This is a genomic window from Roseobacter sp. SK209-2-6, from assembly GCF_000169455.1.
Taxonomy (GTDB): domain Bacteria; phylum Pseudomonadota; class Alphaproteobacteria; order Rhodobacterales; family Rhodobacteraceae; genus Pseudophaeobacter.
Window position 1 is genome coordinate 288,441 of record NZ_AAYC01000003.1, and the last position, 20,761, is coordinate 309,201.

The following is a 20,761-nucleotide window of genomic DNA, read 5'->3' on the forward strand; positions in this document are numbered from 1 at the left end:
CAGGATGATCTCGGCGTTTTGGGGCAATTGGCGCCCCGTGAAAGGACACAGATTATGACCGTCAAAGAGAAGTTCGAATCCATGGACTATGGCCCCGCACCCGAAAGCGCTGCCGAGGCACTGGCTTGGTTGGTCGACCAGGGCGACCGCTTTGGCCATTACATCAATGGCGAATTCACCACGCCCGGCGATGGCTTTGAAAGCCGCAACCCTGCCACCGGCGAAGTGTTGGCAACCCTCAGCCAGGCCACACAGGCAGATGTGGAAAGCGCGGTAAAGGCCGCCCGTTCTGCACAGCCCAAATGGGAAAAACTGGGGGGCCCTGGCCGCGCAAAGTACCTCTATGCGCTGGCGCGGCTTTTGCAGAAGCACTCTCGCCTTTTTGCGGTGCTGGAGACCCTGGATAACGGCAAACCAATCCGCGAGACACGTGATATCGACGTGCCACTTGCGCAGCGCCACTTCTACTATCACGCCGGCATGGCCCAGCTGATGGAAAGTGAACTGCCCGATGCAGAGGCCCTGGGCGTTTGCGGTCAGATCATTCCCTGGAACTTCCCGCTTTTGATGCTGGCCTGGAAAGTGGCACCCGCCATTGCCATGGGCAACACGGTAGTGCTGAAACCCGCGGAATATACCTCGCTCACCGCTCTCCTCTTTGCGGATATCTGCCGCCAGGCCGGCCTACCCAAGGGTGTCGTCAATATCGTCACCGGCGATGGCTCTGTGGGTGAGCTGATCGTCAATGCAGAGGTCGACAAGATCGCCTTTACCGGCTCCACCGCCGTGGGCCGCAAGATCCGCGAAGCCACCGCTGGTACCGGCAAGGCACTGACATTGGAGCTGGGCGGAAAGTCCCCCTACATCGTCTTTGATGACGCAGATATCGACAGCGCTGTCGAAGGGCTGGTGGATGCGATCTGGTTCAATCAGGGTCAGGTTTGCTGTGCCGGCTCGCGCCTTTTGGTGCAGGAGGGCATTGCCCCGCGTTTCTACAAGAAGCTGAAGGCCCGCATGGACAAGCTGCGGCTGGGCCATCCGCTGGACAAATCCATCGATATTGGTGCCCTTGTTGATCCGGTACAGTTGGATACGGTTGCAGGCATGGTCAAAGCCAATACCGCCGGTGAGACCTATCAGCCGGAGATGCGCCTACCGCATCAGGGCTGCTATTTCCCTCCGACCTTGATCGAAGGCCTCTCTCCTGCTGATACGCTGATGCAGGAAGAGATCTTTGGCCCGGTCCTGGTCTCCTGCACCTTCCGCACCCCGGCAGAGGCAGTGGAACTGGCCAATAACACCCGTTACGGCCTTGCTGCCTCGGTCTGGAGCGAGAATATCAATCTGGCCCTGGATATTGCGCCGCAACTGGCAGCGGGGGTCATCTGGATCAATGGCACCAATATGTTTGATGCCGCCGCCGGGTTTGGTGGGGTTCGTGAAAGCGGCTTTGGACGCGAAGGTGGCTGGGAGGGGCTTTCGGCCTATACCCGTGAAAAAACCAAGGGCAAAGCGCGCAGCAAAGTTGCGGCCTTTGAAGGCAAACCCGGCAGCGCGCCTGTGGATGTGATAGACCGCACCGCAAAAATGTATATCGGTGGCAAGCAAGCCCGCCCCGATAGCGGATATTCAAAATCCGTCTATGGCCCAAAGGGCGATCTTCTGGGTCAGGTTGGTCTGGCCAATCGCAAGGATGTGCGCAACGCGGTTGAGGCCGCAGCGGGCGCCAAGGGCTGGTCCAAGACAACCGGGCACCTGCGCGCACAGATCCTCTATTACATCGGTGAGAACCTCTCTGCCCGGGCGGCGGAGTTTGCCCATCGCATCGATGCCATGACTGGCAAGAAGAGCGGCGCCAAGGAGGTTGAGGCCTCGATCCAGCGGCTCTTCACCGCCGCTGCCTGGGCCGACAAATATGATGGTCAGGCCCATGGGGTGCCAATGCGGGCGGTGGCACTGGCGATGAAAGAACCGGTTGGCGTCATCGGTGCGCTCTGCGCGGATGATGCGCCGCTCTTGGGGTTGGTCTCGGTCCTGGCGCCTGCCATTGCCATGGGCAATCGCATGGTCATGCTCGCGTCAGAACCCTTCCCATTGGTAGCAACCGATTTCTACCAGGTGTTGGAGACCTCGGATCTGCCAGGCGGGGTGGTGAACATCCTCACTGGTTCTGCGGATGAAATCGCAGGCCCCTTGGCCTCACATATGAATGTGGATGCGGTCTGGAGCTTCTCCTCCTCTGATGTGGCTGAAACGGTGGAGCTTGCCTCTGCAAGCAACCTCAAGCGCAGCTGGGTGGCTAACGCCACGTCGCCTGACTGGTCTGTCGATCACAGCCGGAAATTCCTGTTAGAAAGTACGGAAGTCAAAAACATCTGGGTGCCCTACGGGGAATAGCCCAAGGCAAACAGGAGCACTGCCATGGCCACCGTCTTTGATTTCAACAACAAAACAGTGGTCGTGATCGGCGGCACCAGCGGTATCAACCGCAGTATCGCCGAGAGCTTTGCCGCAGCGGGCGCCCGCGTGGCCGTTGCCTCCCGCTCTCAGGACAAGGTCGACGATACCGTGACCGCGCTGGAAAGCGCGGGCGCGCAGACCGCCATGGGCATCGCTTTTGATGTGCGCGATGCGATGGCCGTTGCCGAGGGCTTTGCCGCAATCCAGGAAGCCTATGGCGAGATTGACGTGCTGGTCTCGGGTGCTGCGGGCAATTTTCCGGCTCTGGCGGCGGATATGTCGGTCAATGCCTTCAAGACCGTGATCGATATTGACCTGATGGGCACCATCCATGTGATGAAGGCGGCCTATCCGCATCTGAAGCGCCCCGGTGCCAGCATCATCAATATCTCTGCCCCGCAGTCCTACCTGCCCTATGAGGGCCAGGCCCATGTCTGCGCCGCCAAGGCCGGTGTCGACCAAATCACCCGCACATTGAGCATGGAGTGGGGGCTGGAGGGCATCCGGGTCAATTCGGTGGTGCCCGGCTTTATCGACGGCACCGAGGGCGCCAAGCGTCTGGCGCCAAGCCCGGAAGTGCTAAAGGGCCTCACCCGCAGCATTCCGCTGGGACGGCTCGGCGCCTGTGAGGATGTCGCCAATGCCTGCCTGTTCCTGAGCTCAGATCAGGCCAGCTATATCAGCGGCACGGTGCTGGCAGTCGACGGCGCGCTTTATCAGCGTGGTTCAGGCAGCACCGGCGAGATGATGGGACATATGCTGCGCGCTGCCTCTGCCAGCAAGAAATAGTACGCTGCCCCGGCGCAGGAAGACCATCGCCACGGGGAGCTCCCGCCCGTCGCTGGATCTTTGACAGATCCACTCCCGTTGGGCCCAGCGCCACGCTGACGCGCGGCGCTGCCCACCCCAAAAAGGGCGTTAGTTGCTTTCGCGAAGACCTTCGGGGCGACCAACCACAACAAAATGCAGTTGCTCTGGAAGCAGGATTTCCGAGGCTACCCGGTTGATCTCTTCCAGTGTCACCGCATTGATATGGTCGTTGCGGGTCTTCACATAGTCGATAGGCAGCCGGTCCATCTGCATGCTGACCAGGATTGATGCAATGCGGCCATTGCCGTCAAAACGCAGCGGATAAGCGCCGGTCAGATAGGTCTTGGCATCTGCCAGCTCTTTTTCCGTGACGCCTTCACCTGCCAGACGTTGCCATTCGCTCTGAATAACCTCCACCGCTTCCGCCATCTTTTCATTCGCCGACCCCAGCTGCCCCAGATAGACCGAGGCAAGATCCTGCGGGTAGAGATAGGCATAGACCCCATAGGTCAGCCCGCGCTTTTCGCGGACCTCTGTCATCAGACGGCTCTCGAAGGAGCCCCCGCCCAGGATCTGGTTCATGATATAGGCCGCAAAGAAACGCGGATCGTCCCGGGTGATGCCGACATGACCGAAGAGCGCCACCGACTGCGGCGTGTCATAGTCAACGATGGAAACGCCGCCTTCAATCGCCACATTCGCTGGGCCAGGCAGCGGTGCACCTGCCTCGTTCAGATCACCAAGCAGCTGGTCCAGCAGCGCGCCCAGCTCCGCCGGAGAGATGTCGCCCACAGCACTCACATAGAGCCTATCGCGGGCAAAAATCGCCTCATAGGCGTCAAACATATCCTGTCGGCTGAGGTCGGATACGCTGTCAATCGTGCCCTTGCCGGGGCTGCCGTAAGGGTGATCGCCGTAGGCCATCTTGGCAAAGGCGCGACCGGCGATTTCATTGGGGTCTTTCAGATCCGAACGCAGACCGGCCAGGACCTGAGCACGCACCCGGTCCAGGGCGTCCTGATCAAAGCGCGGCTGATGCAATGTCTGATGCAACAACGCCATGGCGTCGTCGCGATTTTCGCTGAGAAACTGCGCTGAAATCGACAGGCTGTCACGATCGGCGTCATAGCCAAAGGAGGCTGCCAGCTTCTCCAGTGCGCGGGCATATTCCTGCGCCTGCATCTCGCCAGAGCCTTCCTCCAGAAGGCCTGCCATCAAATAGGTCGCACCCCGTTTTCCAGGTGCGTCCAGAGAGGTGCCGCCGCGGAACCGCAGCTCCAGCGCGGTGAAAGGGATCGAGTGGTCCTCAACCAGCCAGGCCTTGATGCCGCCAGGAGAGGTCACCTCCTGGATGTTGATCTCAGCCCGCCCAGGCAGCGCTCCAAGCAAGATCCAGGCACAGAGGGCAACCATCATAGTCTTGAAACGCATCATTCGGCCTCCTCCTGGCGCATGAGATACCCAGTGACCGAGCTTTGCGGGCGCAGGGTTTCCTGTGCCGCTGCGATGATCTCATCTCCGGTTATGGATTGCAGGATCTGCGGCCAGGCCTGCACATCCTCGATCGACAACCCGCTGCTCAGCGCCCGCCCATAGCGGTTGGCGATCCCTTCGGCATTGTCGCGGGCATAAACTTCGGAGGCGCGTAATTGTAGTTTGATCCGGTCCAGCTGCTCTTGATCCACCCCTTCCTCAAGGAACTGCGCAACGCTGGCATCCAATGCGTCTTCTGCTTCCTCCAGGCTGACACCCTGAGCGGGCACAACGAGAAAATCAAAGCTGGTATCGTCCAGTGAGGTGCCGGAATAGAAAACGCCAGTATAGACCGCAACCTGCTGGTCGAACTGCAGGGCATTGGCCAGATAGGAGGTGGTCCCCCCTCCCAGGATTTCAGACAACAGGTAAAGGGCAGCCGCCTTTTCCTGCGCCCCTGCGTCCCGCTCTGGTGCCAGATAACTGCGCTGCAGATAGGGCTGGGCAACGCGCGGATCCTTATAAGTCAGGCGACGCTCCGCAGTCTGCGGAGGTTCCTTGCTGCGCTGTCGTACAAGCGGCAGCTCTGGATTGGCGGGGATTGCACCATAATAAACCTCTGCCAGGCGCTTCACTTCCTGAGGGTCGACATCACCGGACACCACCAGGATGGCATTGTTTGGTGCGTAGTAGGTGCCATAGAAGGAAAGCGCATCCGCCATGTCCAGCTCTTCCATCTCGTGGCGCCAACCGATGATCGGTTGGCCATAGCGATGATTGAGATACTGTGCTGCGTTCAGCTGCTCACCAAAGAGAGCGCGGGGGTTGTTGTCGGTGCGCTGATTGCGCTCCTCCAGAATCACCTCGCGTTCGGTGACGATATCTTCCTCGGTAAGACGGATATTGACCATACGGTCGCTCTCCATCTGCATCATCAGCTCCAGCCGATCGGCAGCAACACGCTGGAAATAGGCGGTGTAATCGTAACTGGTAAAGGCATTGTCGCGCCCGCCATTGGCCGCAACGGTCGCAGAGAGTTCCCCTGCCGCCAGCTTATCCGTCGCCTTAAAGAGAAGGTGTTCCAGAAAATGGGCGACACCGGATTGCCCGATCGGCTCATCGGCAGAGCCGGCACGGTACCAGACCATATGCTGCACCACCGGTACGCGGTGATCTTCAACCACAACCACCTGCATCCCGTTATCGAGGCTGAAGGATGTGATTTGATCAGTGATTTCGCTGCCACCTTGGCTGGTATCAGCCCGGGCTCCTGTTAACCCGGCGGTCAAGATTGCTGCCGCCAGTACGATCCTGCGGATCATGAGGCATCCTCCTTTTTTTGGCCTTTCCATCCGTGGGAAAGGCTTTTTGTCCCATCGCACAGAGCGGGGCATGGGCCTGGTTTCAAAATGGAGCATTGCTTATTACCACTACAACAATCCAATTTAGGTCCATCCGCGCAGCCCTGTGCTTTGGATTTCTCTGTTCGTCTGCTTCATTCAACCTACGCGCTTGCCCAGCTTGTGCAAGCGGGACTACCGAAAATGTGAGCCGTAGGACCGGATCAACAAAAAACCCATAGCGGCCAACTGGCAGGCGCCTATGCCTTCTGATCCAGCTTTTTTGAACGTGTCGATTTGGGCCGAGAGAGCTCGCCTCTTGGCGAAAACTGAAGAGCTGGAACTGAAAAGACCGCCCTCTCTCTGTCAGGCGGTCCAACTCGTTTGTGAGAGAGGATGCTTTTCTCTATTCGCTCACATATGGGGGTGCAGAGGGTGTTGCGACCCCGGCGCGCCGGAAAGCTGCATTTGCAGCAAACGGGTCCAATGTCTGCTTTGAATAGATCTGCTCATAGCGATCCACTGGTGCGATCTTGATCTTGCCACCCCTGCGCTTGCGCTTGAGGAAGGCGGCATCTTCTGCAGCTGCCACGGCACGTACGTTGGGCTCAACGCCATAGCGACTTGAGGCCGTGACCAACCCAACTTCACTGGAAGGAATACCTTCACCCGGAATCAGTGCTTCGGGTCTCCCACCCAATGCTGCAATAGCTTCGGCGCGAGGATTCGGATCTGACAGATTGCTTTGACCCGGTGTAGGCGTCGGCAGAGCACTGTAACTAGTCGGCTCACTCAGCGGTTTACTTGGGAGTACGAGGAACTCATCCGGCCCGGCCCCTGTCTGCCGGATATCCCGCAGGGTTTTCTGGACGCAACCAGACACAGCAAGGGCGCTTGTGAGTACCAAAATTGTCAGAGAAAACCTCATTTCCCCAAGTCTCCTGCAAGTTTCCCAGCGGTTTTAACCCATTCCGCGCAAGAGGTCACGCAGCCTTTTTGCTGCTGTTGTCAAACAGGATCAAACCCGCCGCTCCCGCAAAGATAAAGACATCCGCGAGGTTGAAAACAAAGGGATTATTGATGCCGCAACAGGACATGTTGAGGAAGTCCAGAACGTACCCATAGAGCAAACGGTCCACAACATTCCCCAGAGCACCGCCAATAACCAAACCAGCAGAGCAATGGACCACAGGCCCTTTGCTGGCGTCGCGTCCAGCCCAAAGCGCCAACCCAAGGCAAATCGCCAAGGGCAGCGCGATCAGGACCCAGCGCCCGATCTCATCACCGCCCCCAAAGAGACCAAAGTTGATGCCGGTGTTCTCACCGTAGCGAAAGTTGAGAAAGGGCGGCAGCACATCGATGCTGAGCCGCTGGGAAAGCCCCATCCAATGGACCACCAGATATTTGCTGGCCTGGTCCACCAGAAAGGCCCAAAAAGCGCCCCAGAACATCATGCGTGCTGCCGTCATCTCTCGTCTCTGCGTCTTAGTGGCGGAAGTGGCGCATGCCGGTGAAGACCATGGCGATGCCCTTTTCATTGGCCGCGGCGATCACCTCATCATCGCGCATCGAACCGCCGGGCTGGATCACACAGGTGGCGCCAGCCGCTGCCGCTTCCAGCAGACCGTCGGCAAAGGGGAAGAAGGCGTCAGAGGCGACGGCAGAGCCTTTGGCGAGGCTTTCTTCCAGACCCAGCTCATCAGCCATGCGCTGCGCCTTTGAGGCAGCGACATTGGCGCTGTCCAGACGGCTCATCTGACCGGCACCGACACCCACGGTGGCGCTGCCTTTGACATAGACGATGGCGTTGGATTTGACATGTTTGGCGACTTTCCAGGCAAACAGAAGATCCTGCATCTGCTCTTCTGTGGGGGCCTTTTCAGTCACTACCTTCAGGTCCTCCATGCCGACATAGCCAACATCCTTGTCTTGAACCAGCACGCCGCCGGCAACCTGTTTGTAGGCGGTGATCGGCTGGCGCGGATCCGGCAGGCCATCCGCCAGCAACAGGCGTAGGTTCTTCTTGGCGGCAAAGATCGCCTTGGCCTCATCAGAAGCACCGGGCGCGATTACCACTTCGGTGAAGATCTCGACGATTTTGGCGGCGGTTTCGGCGTCCAGCGGCTGGTTCAGCGCCACAATACCGCCGAAGGCAGAGGTGCGGTCGCAGTCAAAGGCCTTTTGGTAGGCCTCAACCAGGGTTTCCCCGCGTGCCACACCGCAGGGGTTGGCGTGTTTGATGATCGCCACGGCAGCGGTCTCAGCCGGGTCGAATTCTGCCACCAGCTCAAAGGCTGCATCGGTGTCGTTGATATTGTTGTAAGAAAGCTCCTTGCCCTGCAGCTGGGTGGCGGTTGCCACGCCGGGGCGGTTGCTGCCATCGGTGTAAAAGCTGGCTTTCTGGTGGCTGTTCTCGCCATAGCGCAGGGTCTGCTTATGCTCACCGGCAAAGGCGCGGCGGCGCGGCGCTTCCAGATCCAGCGCGCCGGCCAGCCAGGTGGAAACAGCCGCGTCATAGGCGGCGGTGCGGGCATAGGCGACCTGCGCCAGCTTGCGGCGGAATTTTGGGCAAGTTGCGCCGCCATGCTGATCCATATCACCCAGAAGCTTATCGTAATCCTGAACATCAACCACAACGGTCACATCACCGTGGTTCTTGGCCGCAGCGCGAATCATTGCCGGGCCACCGATGTCGATATTTTCGATGCAGGTGTCGTAATCCGCCCCTTTGGCCACGGTCTCCTCAAAGGGGTAGAGGTTCACAACCAAGAGATCGATGGGCCCGATGTCATGCTCTTCCATCGCCTTGACATGATCCGCATTGCCGCGCAGGGCCAGAAGACCGCCGTGCACCTTGGGGTGCAGGGTCTTGACGCGCCCATCCATCATTTCAGGAAACCCTGTAACTTCAGAGACATCCTTGACGGTGAGGCCCGCTTCGCGCAGTGATTTGGCGGAGCCACCAGTCGAGAGCAGCTCAACGCCGCGTTCGGCCAGAGCCTTACCCAGATCGATCAATCCAGTCTTGTCGGAGACGGAAAGAAGGGCGCGGCGGATGGGGGTCATTTCGGTCATGGCAGGCAGTCCTTAGCAGGCTCAATCAAAAATCTCTGGCTCGTCCCGGTTGAGATCGCGGATCGCAACAGCAGTCTCCTGCGCCTTGCTCAGCGTCCACCGGACGCGTGTCGCATACTCGATTGCGCGCCCGGTTAAAACAATCTGCTTTGCCGCACGGGGCTTCAGACGTGTTTTTTCCAGAAAAACACTTGGCTCCAGCTTCAAATTGCAGACCCCATCGTGCCGAAACACCCAGATTTCACCACTTTTAAGGGCCATTGAAACCGCCGTGCCATTCAAATCCAGCGCCGCGTCGACTTCGGGGTGGAGATGCAAGCGGACTTCAAAGCCGATCCCTGCAACCCCGCTTTTGTCCAGCGCTTTGGAAAACTGCCGCTCATCCTGTTCTTCCATCGCAATGAGCAGGTCTTCCCCAACCAGCGCTCGGCCATCAAAAGCCAGATCCAGAGTCCGCGCATGGGTCAGGCCGAAAGCCTTAAGATAGCCATCGTGTCCCCCCTGAAATCGCATACCATCCGCGATTTCCTGCAGCTCCACCGGCACCTTCGTCGGCGCATCCATGAGCAGTTCCTGCCCGGTGGCACGATCCGGCTCCGCCAGACGGGCACTGGAATGCCCCGCAAGAGACAGCGTCGAATGCGATGGCGTCGCGCGGCCTGCCCGGCGCCACTCCATCCCAAAGGTCTCACCAGAGCCGCAGTTGACGATCAAAGGCCGACGGCCGGAGGTCAGCTCAAAGGCCAGCGTCGAGGCATGACCATTGGCAGAAGCCGCGCCCTTTGGCGGAGGTGAGGCATCAATCACAACCGTAGTGCGGCGCGCGGCCAGCCTGGCATAGCCCATGGCCAGCCCTTCGCTGTGCACCGCCGGAACATGGGCTGCGGCCAGGGCATGGTCCAACCAACCCTCCAGCCCGCGCCCGCCACCGTGGAAACGGGCCAATCCGCCATCCGCATGGCGCAGGGTACGCAGGGCCGGTGCAATCCGCTCGATTGCGGCGGTTTGCGCGGCCGGAACAGCGCGTCCCGCTTCATGCAGCGCCGCTGCCGCCCAAGTCAGCAGGGTAAAGACCTCCAGCAGTTCTTCGGGGTTGCGGGTTGGCACCCCACCCTCTTTGTCCACCTGGGTTTCACATTCCAGCGCCAGCGCCTTCACCGCCGGGTCTGCCAGCTCCTCATGGCCCTGCAGAGCCAATCCCGCATAGATCAGACCGGTGAGCGCTTCAAACCGGGGCAACCCAGGAGAGGCCCCCTGCCAACGCTGCGACAGGAACCAGGTCTGCTGCGAAAGACAGCGAAAGAAGACATCACTCTCTGCCCGGTCCTGCCCACTCAGCAAAAAGAGCGCATGGTTGATCCAGCGAATCAAACGACGCCCGGTCAGATCCGGGCTCCAGGCCAGCGGAGTGCCCAGGCCACCGCTGCCATGGGCCTTGATCCAGCCCCAGACCCAGTTCTGCGCTTTCACGCGGGCGCGGATGTCACCCACCGAAGCCAGGTCATCCAACCAGCCAAAGCCCTGACGCTCTGCCTCAAAGGCCGCATCGGGAGCGGCAACCTCCCACAGGCCCGTGGTCTCTGATTCGACCAGATAGCCCGCAAAGAGCAGGTTGCCCGCCACCAGCTGCCGTCCACGGGCAAAACTGCCAATCGTGCGGGGTTCCGGCTGCGAGACAAAGCCCGTCGCCGCTGGCTGCTTGCGGGCGCGCCAGGCATACAGCCTATTCATCAGGCGGGTCCCGCGGCCCGCCAATCTGTCATATCTGGACATGCTCTCTGCCTCACGCCCTCGATGCCAAAAACTGCAGGCGTTTTGCCGAAACAATAGACCGACTAAGGCTGCAAGTCACCGGGGAATGCAACCTTTGGGTAAGGCTCAGGCGGATTTGCGCAGAAGCGCCATATAGAAGCCATCTATGCCGCCGCGATCAGACCAGTAGTCGGGGCGCAGACGCAGCCCACCTTCTTCGGTGATCCAATCCGGCTCCACCCCTGGCAGCTCTACAGCGCTGCGATCCACTGTCATATCCGGGAACATATCCAGCGCTTCCTCGACCTGGCATTCGCCTTCGTCGGGCAAAAGCGAGCACGTGCAATAGACCAGTCGGCCGCCCGGCTTTACCAGGCTCCAGGCATGGGCCAGCATCTGGGCCTGCAGCTCGATCAAAGCACCAAAACCGCTGCCATCCTTGGCATGAGGCAGATCCGGGTGGCGACGAATCGTACCGGTTGCCGAACAAGGCGCATCCAGCAGCACCGCATCATATTGCCCGGTTTGCTCCAGGGCATCGCCCACGATCAGATCCGCGTTTAGGCCGGTTCGGGTCAGGTTTTCCTGCAACCGTTCCATCCGCGACGCGGAGGTATCAACCGCTAAAACTTGCGCGCCGGCCTCCGCCATCTGCATGGTCTTACCACCGGGAGCGGCACAGAGATCCAGAACCCGCTCACCCGGCTTTGCATCCAGCATTTGGGCGGGCAGTGCCGCAGCCGCATCCTGAACCCACCAGTCCCCGGCCTCATAACCCGGCAGCGCAGAGACCTGCCCCGCCTCGGCCAGTCGAAAGGACCCCGTGGCCAGTCTTTTCCCCGGCAAGGCAGAGAGGTCTGCCCCTCTCTTTCCGGTAAGATCAATGGGCGCGCCGGTAAAATGCGCCGCCTCGATGGCCATCATCGCCTCATTGCCCCAGGCCTCTGCCAGGGGGCTGCGCAGCCATTTTGGCAGTCGCGGCACCCGTAGCTTCTGCCACTCGGCCGGGCCCTGTTCTGCCACCTTGCGCAGGACAGCATTGACCAGACCTTTGAGTTTTCCGTGACGGCGGTGTTTGGAAATGATGGTCACCATGGCATTGACCACCCCATGGGCCGCCCCACCCTGGCAAAGCTCCACCGTGCCCAGGCGCAGGGCATTATGGACCGTCAGGGGCGTCGATTTCTTCAGGTGCTTTTGCAGGATACGATCTGCCCGTTCCAGACTGCGCAGGGTTTCCGCGGCCAGTCGTTGCGCACGGGCGCGTTCATCCGGTGCCAGGCGCTCCAGAGCTCCAGCCGCATAGCATTCCGACAGCAGCCTGCCCTCTCCCAGAACCTGGTCCAATAGGTAGATCACCGTGCGGCGGGCTGGGATGCCATCGGACTTCGGGCCGGGTTTTGGACCGGATTTTGGACTGGTCATCGCAGATACTCCTGTGGCGCGGGTCGCCGGTTAAGTATGTTTCTCTCGGTAGCAGGCGACTTGTCCCCAGCCAGGTGGGGCGTATATCATGGCCCCAGCATAAAGGAACCCGCTATGAGCGCCGAAACCCCGTCAGAGCCTGCCACTACCAATGCAGCTTCGGAAAGCCCCGAGATTGACCCCAGCCTGCCCCCTGCCGCCCAGCGCGCCCTCGCCGAGGCTGCCGCGCGCCGCAAAGAGGCCCAAACCAAAGCCCCCCCGCCCACGGAATATGGCGGGCGTGACGGGCTGGACCCGGCCCGCTATGGCGATTGGGAGAAAAAGGGCATTGCCATCGATTTCTGACCGCACTGACTTCTGAGGAGGCCGTCCACTGCACGCCGCCCCTCGGGCTTTACTCCTCGGTCTTTGCTCCCAGGTCTTTGATTGTAAGAAACAGCCTGCACCAATGGGTCGACACCTATGCGCTTTCTCAGTGCATTCTTTTGCCACGCCCTTTCTTTGGGCTTTGCGCTCAGGGCTCTTCCCGTCCGGCGCCGCAACAGCGGCGCCAGGCCCAACCGGATGAGATCTTCAGATCGAAGCTGGGCGGGAGCCCCACCCGAGCTGCTCTTGCACAGGTCGCTCAGCCGTTTTCCCGCAGGATGTGACCTGCAAGGTAAAGCGAGCCACAGATCAGCACCCGCGCGTCCGGCTCCTCTGCCAGGATCGCTTTCAGCGCCACCTGGGTGCTTTCTGCTGTACAGGCCTTGATGCCCACGTCCCGCGCTGCTGCTTCCGTGTCTTCGGCACTCAGCGTGTTTACCTCATCCGGGATGGAGATCGCAGTGAGGCTCGTCACCTGAGGGGCCAGCGGCGCCATGTAGCCTGTCACATCCTTGGTGTTCAGCATACCACAGATCAAATGAGTCGGGCGTTTGGGCAGCTTGGAAAGCACATCCCCCAGCGCCAGACCCGCCGCCGCGTTGTGACCACCATCAAGCCAGAGTTCAGCTTCCGTCGCCATCTCGACCAGGGGTCCGGTCTTCAGACGTTGCATACGGGCCTGCCACTCTGCATTGACCATCGCCGCCTCACAGGCCGCCTCATCCGCACCAAGGTAGCGCAGAGCTGCAAGAGCTGCCCCGGCATTCTGGATCTGATGCGCGCCCAGCAGCGCAGGAAGAGGCAGATCCAGCAATCCGCGCTCATCCTGGAACACCAGCCGTCCGTGCTCTTCATGCACATGCCATTGCTGCCCATAGGCAATCAACGGCGCGCCCAAACGGGCAGCGGTGGCCTCGATGACCTCCAGTGCCTCATCCGCCTGGGGGCCAACCACTACGGGCACGCCGCGTTTGATGATACCTGCCTTCTCGGTAGCGATCTTGGCCAGGGTATCCCCCAGGAATTGCTCATGATCGATCGAGATCGGGGTGATCACGCTGAGTTCAGGAGTGATCACATTGGTGGCGTCCAGGCGCCCCCCCAGGCCCACCTCCAGCAGGGTGTAATCCGCCGGGGTACGGGCAAAGGCCAGAAGTCCCGCACAGGTAGTGATCTCGAAATAGGTGATGTCGATGCCACCGTTCTTGGCATAGCATTCATCCAGGATCTCGCTCAGGTGTTCCTCGCTGATCAGCTCTCCAGCCAGACGAATGCGCTCGTGGAAACGGGCCAGATGCGGAGAGGTATAGGCATGAACGGACTTACCCATGCCCTCCAGACCGGCGCGAATCATCGCCTGTGTGGAGCCTTTGCCATTGGTGCCCGCCAGATGGATCACCGGCGGCAGGTTTTCCTGCGGATTGTCCAGGGCCGCCAGCAAGCGCCAGACCCGATCCAAGGTCAGATCAATGATCTTTGGGTGCAGCGCCATCATGCGGGCGAGGATTGCATCGGAGCTCTGTGTCATCAGCCTGGTCCTGTCTGACCCTCCGAACCGGGTTTGCCGCGGTATTCCTGCGGTAGCCGCGCCCGTCCCGGCGGGGTGGAAGCAAAGCGCCCACCCCGTGTCGGGCGGGATGGGCGCAGCCTGACTGCAAGCCAGGCAGAGTTTTCTAACTAAATTTACTGTGCTGCTTCTTCGCTGGCAGCGGCATCAACAGGCGCATTCGCGGCTTCTTCGCCTTCTTCCGGTGCAGGCAGATCACCCACGATCTGTGGCGGAAGCTGCATCATCATGCGAATGATCTTGATAAGCTCGTCACGCATTTCGGTGCGCGAGATCACCCGATCCAACATACCGTGATCCAACAGATATTCCGCGCGCTGGAAGCCCTCGGGCAGTTTTTCGCGAATGGTCTGCTCGATCACACGCGGTCCCGCAAAACAGATCAGCGCATTGGGCTCAGAGATATGCACATCCCCCAGCATTGCATAAGAAGCCGTCACCCCGCCGGTGGTTGGATGAGTCAATACAACGATATAGGGCAGGCCAGCCTCTTTCAGCATCTGTACCGCCACAGTGGTGCGCGGCATCTGCATCAGGCTGAGGATCCCCTCCTGCATGCGAGCACCACCGGCCGCAGAGAACAGAACCAGCGGGCGGCCAAGTTTCACCGCTTCTTCAGCGGCGGCAATGATCGCATTGCCCACATACATGCCCATGGAACCGCCCATGAAAGAGAAGTCCTGCGCCGCGGCAACAATCGGAGTGCGCCCGATTTCGCCTGCGGCCACCAGCATGGCCTCTTTCTCATCGGTTTTCTTCTGCGCCGCCTTCATGCGGTCGGGGTATTTCTTCTGGTCCTTGAACTTCAGCGGATCCGCGATCGGCTCTGGCACCGCGACCTCATTGAAGACACCGCCATCGAACAGCGCGGTGAACCGGTCCCGCGGTGTGATATGCATATGGTGGTCGCAATTGGTACAGACGTTCTGATTGTCGCTCAGCTCGCGGTGAAACAGCATGGTGCCGCATTCATCGCATTTGTGCCAAAGGTTCTCAGGCACCTCTCGGCGCGAAAAGATAGAGTTGATCCGTGGACGGACGTAGTTGGTGATCCAGTTCATATCTTGCCTCTGTCAGGGCCAATCAAGGTCAGGGCCAATCGGGCCGGGGCCGGTTTGCCCCCCAGATAAGCGCAGTTGCCACGAATTGCAATCAGCGCCTTATAGCCAGCCGTGCCACCAGCCAGGTCACCAAGAGGAACACCCCATCCACCAGCAGCCAGGATCGCAAATGCTCTGTATCTGACAACGCGTAGGGCGAAAGATAGAGCGCCAAGCCATTCAGGCTGTCCGGAGAGGCAATAAGCAACAAGGCCACGATGTTATTGGCGAAATGGACTGCAATCGCGGGCCCCAGCGTGCCCGACCGCGCGGTGAGATCCGCCATCAAAAGGCCGAACACAGTCGCCCAAAGGCAGATCAGCCATGCGTTCTCCCCCGCTTCCGCAGGCATGTAATGCCCCAGACCAAACAACACCGAAGGCAGCAGCAACCAAATCAACGGGGATTTAAACCGTGCCGCCAGGGCCTGTTGAAAGTAACCGCGAAAGACAATTTCTTCGGCACCAGTCTGAATCAGCACCCCCAGGAGCGACAGCGGCAGTAGCAAGAGCCAGTCACCAAAGGCCAAATTCGGCCTGAGCGGCTCTCCCATATCATAGGGCGGCAATAGGAAAACCACGCCCATCAACAGGAACATACCCAGGAGAACCCGGCGAAACTGGAACACAAACAGGGGCCAATCGCCCAGAACCGAAACCAGAGAGCGGCGTTGCAGCAACCGGGCTGCCATACCCGTGGCCAAGGTCATGAAAGAGAAGCTCATCAGAAGCAGGAACATTGCAACCGGGTTCAGCCCATCCGCCAATTGCCAGGCCCAGGCTCCTGGCACCAGGCGTACCGCAGAGAGCAGAAAAACCGTGCTCAAGAGCGTGCTCACAACGCCAATCAGCACCAAAGCCAGCACCAGTCGCCAGATCTGTGCCACCTCGCGCAAAGGCGCGCTGAGGATCTCTTGCGGCTGATAATCTGCTCTGTTCATGGGTGTTTCTCGTCCTGACAACCAAATCGATCTTTTGGGCACACCCGATCAGAGCACAACACCACAGACAAGCCAATCCGCAGGGCTTGTGTCTTTTCTGCTGCAAACCTCTTTTGGTGTTGCTTGTGACCTTGCCGCTGCCCCCTAAAACCGTGTCACCTCTACATCTGGGGAGTAGGGAAGAAACCGGACATCCAACAAGGCCAGTTGCGCCATAAGATTCGCAGCCCCTTTGTCGGTTTACAAGGACACAGTCCCAGCGATCTTTTGTGCAGGACAAGCCACCTGCCCTTGCCCCCTCCTTTGGCCAGCGCTAAGCCACTGGCAACAAGACAAATCTAGCCTCCACCAGAGAGGTAAGGGAGTGTAAGCACAGTGGCCAATCGACCTGCCGCCAGAATGACCAAGGTTCTTTTTCCTCCATTGCGATCTTCCCTATTGCGATCCATGCGGCCTGCGCTTCAGCGCGGCGCATTGACGGTCCCGGTTCTGGCGGCCGGCCTCTTTTTGTCCGGCTGTGCAGATACATCAAATAGCCGCTCCTCATTTGCTTTTCTATCCAGCTCGGGGCCGCAAAGGGAGGTGCCAACCTCTCGCAATCAGGCACAGTTTGCAGACGGGAAAATCACCCTTGCAGCCCCTTCCGGGCATTGTTTTGATCCCGAAATCCTACGCCAGGAAGCCGATGGCGGCTTTGCTCTCTTGCCGCGCTGCAGTCTCATGCAGGGCAGCAGCTGGTTCGGCAAGCACCGCGCGGCAGTCATAACCGCCACGATAGGCGAAGCAAAAGGCGATGCAGCACCCGGATCCGGGGACCTGGCCCATACTGCGGCTGGTGCCAAGCTGCTGCACTATGATGACAGCGGATTGCTTCCTTTGGTCCGGTTGCACTGGCCAAGCCATGGGGCAACAGGGTCCAGCTTTGCCCAGGGGGCCAGCCCAGAGCACTGGCGTGGTGCCTTTGTGCTGGACGGTTCTCTGGTGGTGCTTGCGCTTTATGCTCCAGAAGGCAGCCCAATGCTGGGAGAGGCCGGAGCAGAAGTGCTGCGCGAAATGACCCGCCGCAGCCTGGAAGCCAGCCTGCAGAGCGCGCCAGAGCCAACTTTGGAAGGTACCCCCTCCCAAGCGGCCCGCCAGATTCAGCAACCCGCGGCCCTATTGCGCCCCAGGCCCAGGCCCGACGAAGACGCGGTTTCCGCGCATCCGGAAACGAAACCGCGTAAAAAACTCTCACTCGGGCAGCGGATTGCCGGTTTATTTCAGTGACCTAAAGCGGCTAGATTGACCTAGGTTTCAGCCTGTCAGAAAGCGGGCCAACCACAAGTCAATGATCTGGATCCGGGCAGAAGCCCAGGCAAGAGGATAGCAAAACCCAACGATGGCCGCCTTTTTCGAAAAGCTGAACTATCGCAATGCGCTTCGACGGTGGCGTCGTGCAGCCGCACAAGCGGAAACAGCTCCTCTGGCAGGTCTGAGAGAGCAGCGCACCCAGGCCAAGGAATTGCGCAGCGCGCTGGATCGCTTGATCCATGTCGCTGATGGTCGACTGGCCCTGCCGCAGATCGGCTCCTCTTTCTTCCCACGCCCCCATGGCACCGATTGGTCCTGGCGCCCGGAGCTGTGGCGCGGCCCGCTGCCAAGCCCCGGCATCGCCTCTGCTCCGTCGAAATCCACCTTGGGCGAAGAGATCACCCTATTTCACGATTGCACCACATCAGAGCTGACTCTTCGTCAGTTGCGCAACAGCCGCGAAGAGGATCTGGCGCCTTTCGGCCTGCGCATGGATGTGTTCAACTTCGATGGCTCATTCTTATCGCTAGTCGTGGATCTGCCGGTGGAAGCCTGCAAGGGTCTGACCAAGCAGAACCTGATCCGCATCGATACGATCATCGAAACCGAAAAGCCGCTGGAAATCTTCGCTCGTCTGAACGTTCGCCACGGCCCCAACACAGATCAACTCGTCCGGGAACTCCCTGCTGGACTACGACAGGCCACAATCGAATATGATATGGCCTACTCAAACCTGAACGAAAAACGAATAGAGAAGATCTGGCTGGACCTGATCTTTGAAGGCCCCGTTATGAACCAGGTTACCATACGCGATCTGACCTTTGCGCGCCATCGCCGCGCCAATATCTGAGGAACCCCAAGATGGCCGATCTTGCTATCAGCAAAACCTGTTTTCGCAATGGCACCTGGGAAGGCATCATTCGCCAGAAGACTGGCGCAGGGGAGCCGCCTGAGATCCAAGTCCTGTTTCAAGATCAACCCCTGGAGGGCGTTGAAGTCAGCGAGGGCACGGCGGATGATGAGTGGAACCTTAAGATCACCATCCCACAAGAAGCCATCTCAGATGGGGTGCAGACCTTTGTCATCACAGAGGCTGGCCAACAGGGGCAAAGGCTGGACAGCTTTACCCTGATTGCGGGTGACGCAGGGGTTGATGACATGCGCGCAGAAATCGATCTTCTGCGCGCTGAGCTGGACATGCTGAAACGCGCGTTTCGCCGCCATTGTGTGGAAACCAGCTAGTTCCAAAACGGGCTGCCGCAGCCATTGGCAATGTCAAAGAGTCCCCTGCCTGAAGACACTCTAGGACAGCGCAGAAAATGCCTCTGCCACCTGTTTCATTGCCTTGGCATAGGGCATTGGCCCATAGCTGCAGCGCGCAACGCCTGCCATTGCCGCATCAGAAATCGACAACCCCCGCATCATTGCATTAACCGGCAACGGGCAAGCACCGCAAAAACGCGCCAGCAGCTCGGTATCCGTTAGGCCCGGCACAAAGAAGCCGCTGGCCCCTGCCTCACCATAGGTCGCAGCACGTTCCAGCGCTTCAGGCAAAAGCGCTTCATGTTTGGAGCGGTCTTTTTCCTTCAGGAACAGGTCGGTACGCGCATTGATAAAAAAGTCTTCATTGGCTGCGCGAACAGCAGCCACGCGTTTGCCCTGCGTCGCGACATCATAAAGACCTTCGCCACCAACAATCTGATCCTCAAAGTTCAGACCAATGGCACCGGCCTCAACCAGGCGCTGCACATTCTGCGTCACCTGTTCCGGTTCCACCGCATAGGCACCTTCAAAATCAACACTCAGCGGCAGTTCACAGCTCTCCGAAATCCGGCGCACGATGGTCAGGAGGAGATCCAGTGGGAGCTGCTCCCCATCGCCATAGCCCTGTGCTGCCGCCACGGACCAACTGCCCGTTGCGAGCGCCTGCGCCCCGGCCTGCTCCACCGCAAGCGCACTGCCGGCATCCCAAATATTGTAGAGAACAATGGGATCACCTGGCTGATGCCGCTGCGCAAATGCAAGTGCCCTGGTCTGATAACTCATGCTGAAAGCCTCTGTTTGTATCCTGTTTCAATCTCTATCAGGCGCTGCTTGCGCCAGAGCCCACCGCCATAGCCAGTCAGGCCACCATCGGCGGCAAGCACCCGGTGGCAGGGGACCGCAACGGCAATCTGATTGCTGCCATTGGCCCGCGCAACGGCCCGGGTTGCAGAAGGCCGACCAAGCTCCTGCGCAATCTGCGAATAGCTGCGGGTCTCCCCTGCGGGGATTTCCAGCAGATAGCGCCAGACCTCCTGCTCAAAGGCTGTACCATGCAGAGCCAGGTCAGTTTTGAAACTGGCCTCCTCCCCGTCAAAATAGCGGTGCAGCTCTTCGGCGATTTGCTGGGTTGGCTCCGGGCGACCAAAGCCAATACCACCAGGCTGTGCCTTTTGCAGCCGCTGCATCTCGCGCGGCAGGGCCTTGCGGTCGGCAAATTCCAAGAGATGCAGCCGGTGCGGACAGGAAATGGCAATCATCGCCCCCAGCGGGGTCTCGATCCAATCGGCCTGCAACAGCGCATCCTTGCGGAAGGCCCCGGGCGGCAGTCCCACCAGCCGGGCAAAGGCCGCGCGAAAGGCAGAGGGGCTCTCAAACCCCGCATCAATCTGTGCGGCAATCACCGGTTCACCGGCTTTGAGCGTGGTAAAGCCATCACGCAACCGCCGCTGTCGCGCCATTTCAAGAAAGGTCATCCCAAAATGGCGTTTGAAGGCGCGGCGCACGGTTGAGGGGTCAAACCCCATTGCCACCACATCACCTTCGCCCCAGCGATAACTCGGGCGCGCTTCCAATGCATCGAGAAGCGGTTGCACCATCGGGTCATCCCCGGCCGCTGCTTTCAGTGGTTTGCAGCGCTTGCAGGCCCGAAACCCTGCTTCGATACATTGGCCCGGCGAGGCAAAGAACTGGCAGTTCTCAAACTTGGGATTGCGCGCCGGGCAGCTGAGGCGACAGAAAATACCGGTAGAGGTCACGCCCACATAGGCGCGCCCTTCATAGGTTTCGTCGCGGGCACATAGCGCCGCGTAGAGGGTTTTGGAATCAGGAAGATCGAACATCATGGCCAAAGCTTAGCCAATCAATCCGCCGCCCGTCGCCGGTTTCCGGGCGTTAATCG

18 protein-coding genes are annotated in these 20,761 nt (G+C 59.7%); 6 read left to right on the forward strand and 12 right to left on the reverse strand.

Annotated features, from left to right (window positions below; translation table 11 throughout):
* The first annotated feature begins 54 nt into the window (after positions 1 to 54).
* Positions 55 to 2,397, forward strand: a complete 2,343-nt coding sequence (locus tag RSK20926_RS07165; protein WP_008205429.1) for an aldehyde dehydrogenase family protein — start codon at positions 55 to 57, stop codon at positions 2,395 to 2,397.
* A gap of 24 nt (positions 2,398 to 2,421) precedes the next feature.
* The gene (locus tag RSK20926_RS07170; protein ID WP_008205430.1) at positions 2,422 to 3,249 is read left to right on the forward strand and encodes an SDR family oxidoreductase; all 828 of its coding nucleotides are present in this window, start codon (positions 2,422 to 2,424) and stop codon (positions 3,247 to 3,249) included.
* Between the two features lie 129 nt (positions 3,250 to 3,378).
* Here RSK20926_RS07170 and RSK20926_RS07175 read toward each other — a convergent pair whose 3' ends face one another.
* The 7 genes from RSK20926_RS07175 to RSK20926_RS07205 all read right to left on the reverse strand — a co-directional run bounded on the left by RSK20926_RS07175 (position 3,379) and on the right by RSK20926_RS07205 (position 12,335).
* Positions 3,379 to 4,704, reverse strand: coding sequence for a M16 family metallopeptidase (locus RSK20926_RS07175; protein ID WP_008205431.1), 1,326 nt, complete (start codon positions 4,702 to 4,704; stop codon positions 3,379 to 3,381).
* Positions 4,701 to 6,065: a M16 family metallopeptidase gene (locus tag RSK20926_RS07180; RefSeq protein WP_008205432.1), complete on the reverse strand. Its 1,365-nt coding sequence runs from the start codon at positions 6,063 to 6,065 to the stop codon at positions 4,701 to 4,703. The genes RSK20926_RS07175 and RSK20926_RS07180 overlap by 4 nt, the downstream gene beginning before the upstream one ends.
* Positions 6,066 to 6,489: 424 nt before the next feature.
* Positions 6,490 to 7,011 carry a DUF3035 domain-containing protein gene (locus RSK20926_RS07185; protein ID WP_037254128.1) on the reverse strand — a complete coding sequence of 174 codons (522 nt, stop codon included), beginning with the start codon at positions 7,009 to 7,011 and terminating at the stop codon, positions 6,490 to 6,492.
* A 55-nt stretch (positions 7,012 to 7,066) separates the two neighbouring features.
* Complete coding sequence (gene lspA / locus RSK20926_RS07190) at positions 7,067 to 7,552, reverse strand: signal peptidase II (protein WP_008205436.1); 486 nt, start codon at positions 7,550 to 7,552, stop codon at positions 7,067 to 7,069.
* Between the two features lie 16 nt (positions 7,553 to 7,568).
* The gene (gene purH / locus RSK20926_RS07195; RefSeq protein WP_008205437.1) at positions 7,569 to 9,158 is read right to left on the reverse strand and encodes a bifunctional phosphoribosylaminoimidazolecarboxamide formyltransferase/IMP cyclohydrolase; all 1,590 of its coding nucleotides are present in this window, start codon (positions 9,156 to 9,158) and stop codon (positions 7,569 to 7,571) included.
* A 21-nt stretch (positions 9,159 to 9,179) separates the two neighbouring features.
* A complete protein-coding gene (locus RSK20926_RS07200) occupies positions 9,180 to 10,931 on the reverse strand; it encodes a heparinase II/III family protein (protein WP_008205438.1) in 1,752 nt (583 codons plus the stop codon).
* Positions 10,932 to 11,036: 105 nt separating this feature from the next.
* Positions 11,037 to 12,335 (reverse strand): RsmB/NOP family class I SAM-dependent RNA methyltransferase, encoded by a 1,299-nt coding sequence (locus RSK20926_RS07205; protein ID WP_008205439.1) that lies wholly within the window; start codon positions 12,333 to 12,335, stop codon positions 11,037 to 11,039.
* 114 nt (positions 12,336 to 12,449) lie between these two features.
* On the opposite strand from RSK20926_RS07205, the gene RSK20926_RS07210 reads away from it, so the two are divergent.
* On the forward strand, positions 12,450 to 12,680 hold the full coding sequence (locus RSK20926_RS07210) for a DUF1674 domain-containing protein (RefSeq protein WP_050773049.1): 231 nt from the start codon (positions 12,450 to 12,452) through the stop codon (positions 12,678 to 12,680).
* Positions 12,681 to 12,960: 280 nt separating this feature from the next.
* On the opposite strand, the gene RSK20926_RS07215 is transcribed toward RSK20926_RS07210, so the two are convergent.
* From RSK20926_RS07215 to RSK20926_RS07225, 3 genes are all read right to left on the reverse strand, one after another.
* Positions 12,961 to 14,229, reverse strand: coding sequence for a bifunctional folylpolyglutamate synthase/dihydrofolate synthase (locus RSK20926_RS07215; RefSeq protein ID WP_008205441.1), 1,269 nt, complete (start codon positions 14,227 to 14,229; stop codon positions 12,961 to 12,963).
* A 155-nt stretch (positions 14,230 to 14,384) separates the two neighbouring features.
* Complete coding sequence (gene accD, locus RSK20926_RS07220) at positions 14,385 to 15,329, reverse strand: acetyl-CoA carboxylase, carboxyltransferase subunit beta (RefSeq protein ID WP_008205442.1); 945 nt, start codon at positions 15,327 to 15,329, stop codon at positions 14,385 to 14,387.
* Positions 15,330 to 15,420: 91 nt separating this feature from the next.
* Positions 15,421 to 16,308 (reverse strand): CPBP family intramembrane glutamic endopeptidase, encoded by an 888-nt coding sequence (locus tag RSK20926_RS07225; RefSeq protein WP_008205443.1) that lies wholly within the window; start codon positions 16,306 to 16,308, stop codon positions 15,421 to 15,423.
* A gap of 447 nt (positions 16,309 to 16,755) precedes the next feature.
* Here RSK20926_RS07225 and RSK20926_RS07230 point away from each other — a divergent pair, with 447 nt between their 5' ends.
* From RSK20926_RS07230 to RSK20926_RS07240, 3 genes are all read left to right on the forward strand, one after another.
* Positions 16,756 to 17,574 carry a hypothetical protein gene (locus tag RSK20926_RS07230; protein WP_008205445.1) on the forward strand — a complete coding sequence of 273 codons (819 nt, stop codon included), beginning with the start codon at positions 16,756 to 16,758 and terminating at the stop codon, positions 17,572 to 17,574.
* A gap of 112 nt (positions 17,575 to 17,686) precedes the next feature.
* Positions 17,687 to 18,448, forward strand: coding sequence for a DUF6478 family protein (locus tag RSK20926_RS07235; RefSeq protein ID WP_008205447.1), 762 nt, complete (start codon positions 17,687 to 17,689; stop codon positions 18,446 to 18,448).
* 11 nt (positions 18,449 to 18,459) lie between these two features.
* Positions 18,460 to 18,840: a hypothetical protein gene (locus RSK20926_RS07240; RefSeq protein WP_008205449.1), complete on the forward strand. Its 381-nt coding sequence runs from the start codon at positions 18,460 to 18,462 to the stop codon at positions 18,838 to 18,840.
* A gap of 60 nt (positions 18,841 to 18,900) precedes the next feature.
* Here the strand turns inward: RSK20926_RS07240 and RSK20926_RS07245 are convergent, their stop codons facing one another.
* Both RSK20926_RS07245 and RSK20926_RS07250 read right to left on the reverse strand, forming a co-directional pair.
* Entirely contained in the window at positions 18,901 to 19,644 is a 744-nt protein-coding gene (locus RSK20926_RS07245; protein WP_008205450.1) for an isocitrate lyase/PEP mutase family protein, read from the reverse strand.
* Complete coding sequence (locus tag RSK20926_RS07250; protein ID WP_008205451.1) at positions 19,641 to 20,705, reverse strand: bifunctional transcriptional activator/DNA repair enzyme AdaA; 1,065 nt, start codon at positions 20,703 to 20,705, stop codon at positions 19,641 to 19,643. The genes RSK20926_RS07245 and RSK20926_RS07250 overlap by 4 nt, the downstream gene beginning before the upstream one ends.
* Positions 20,706 to 20,761: the final 56 nt, after the last annotated feature.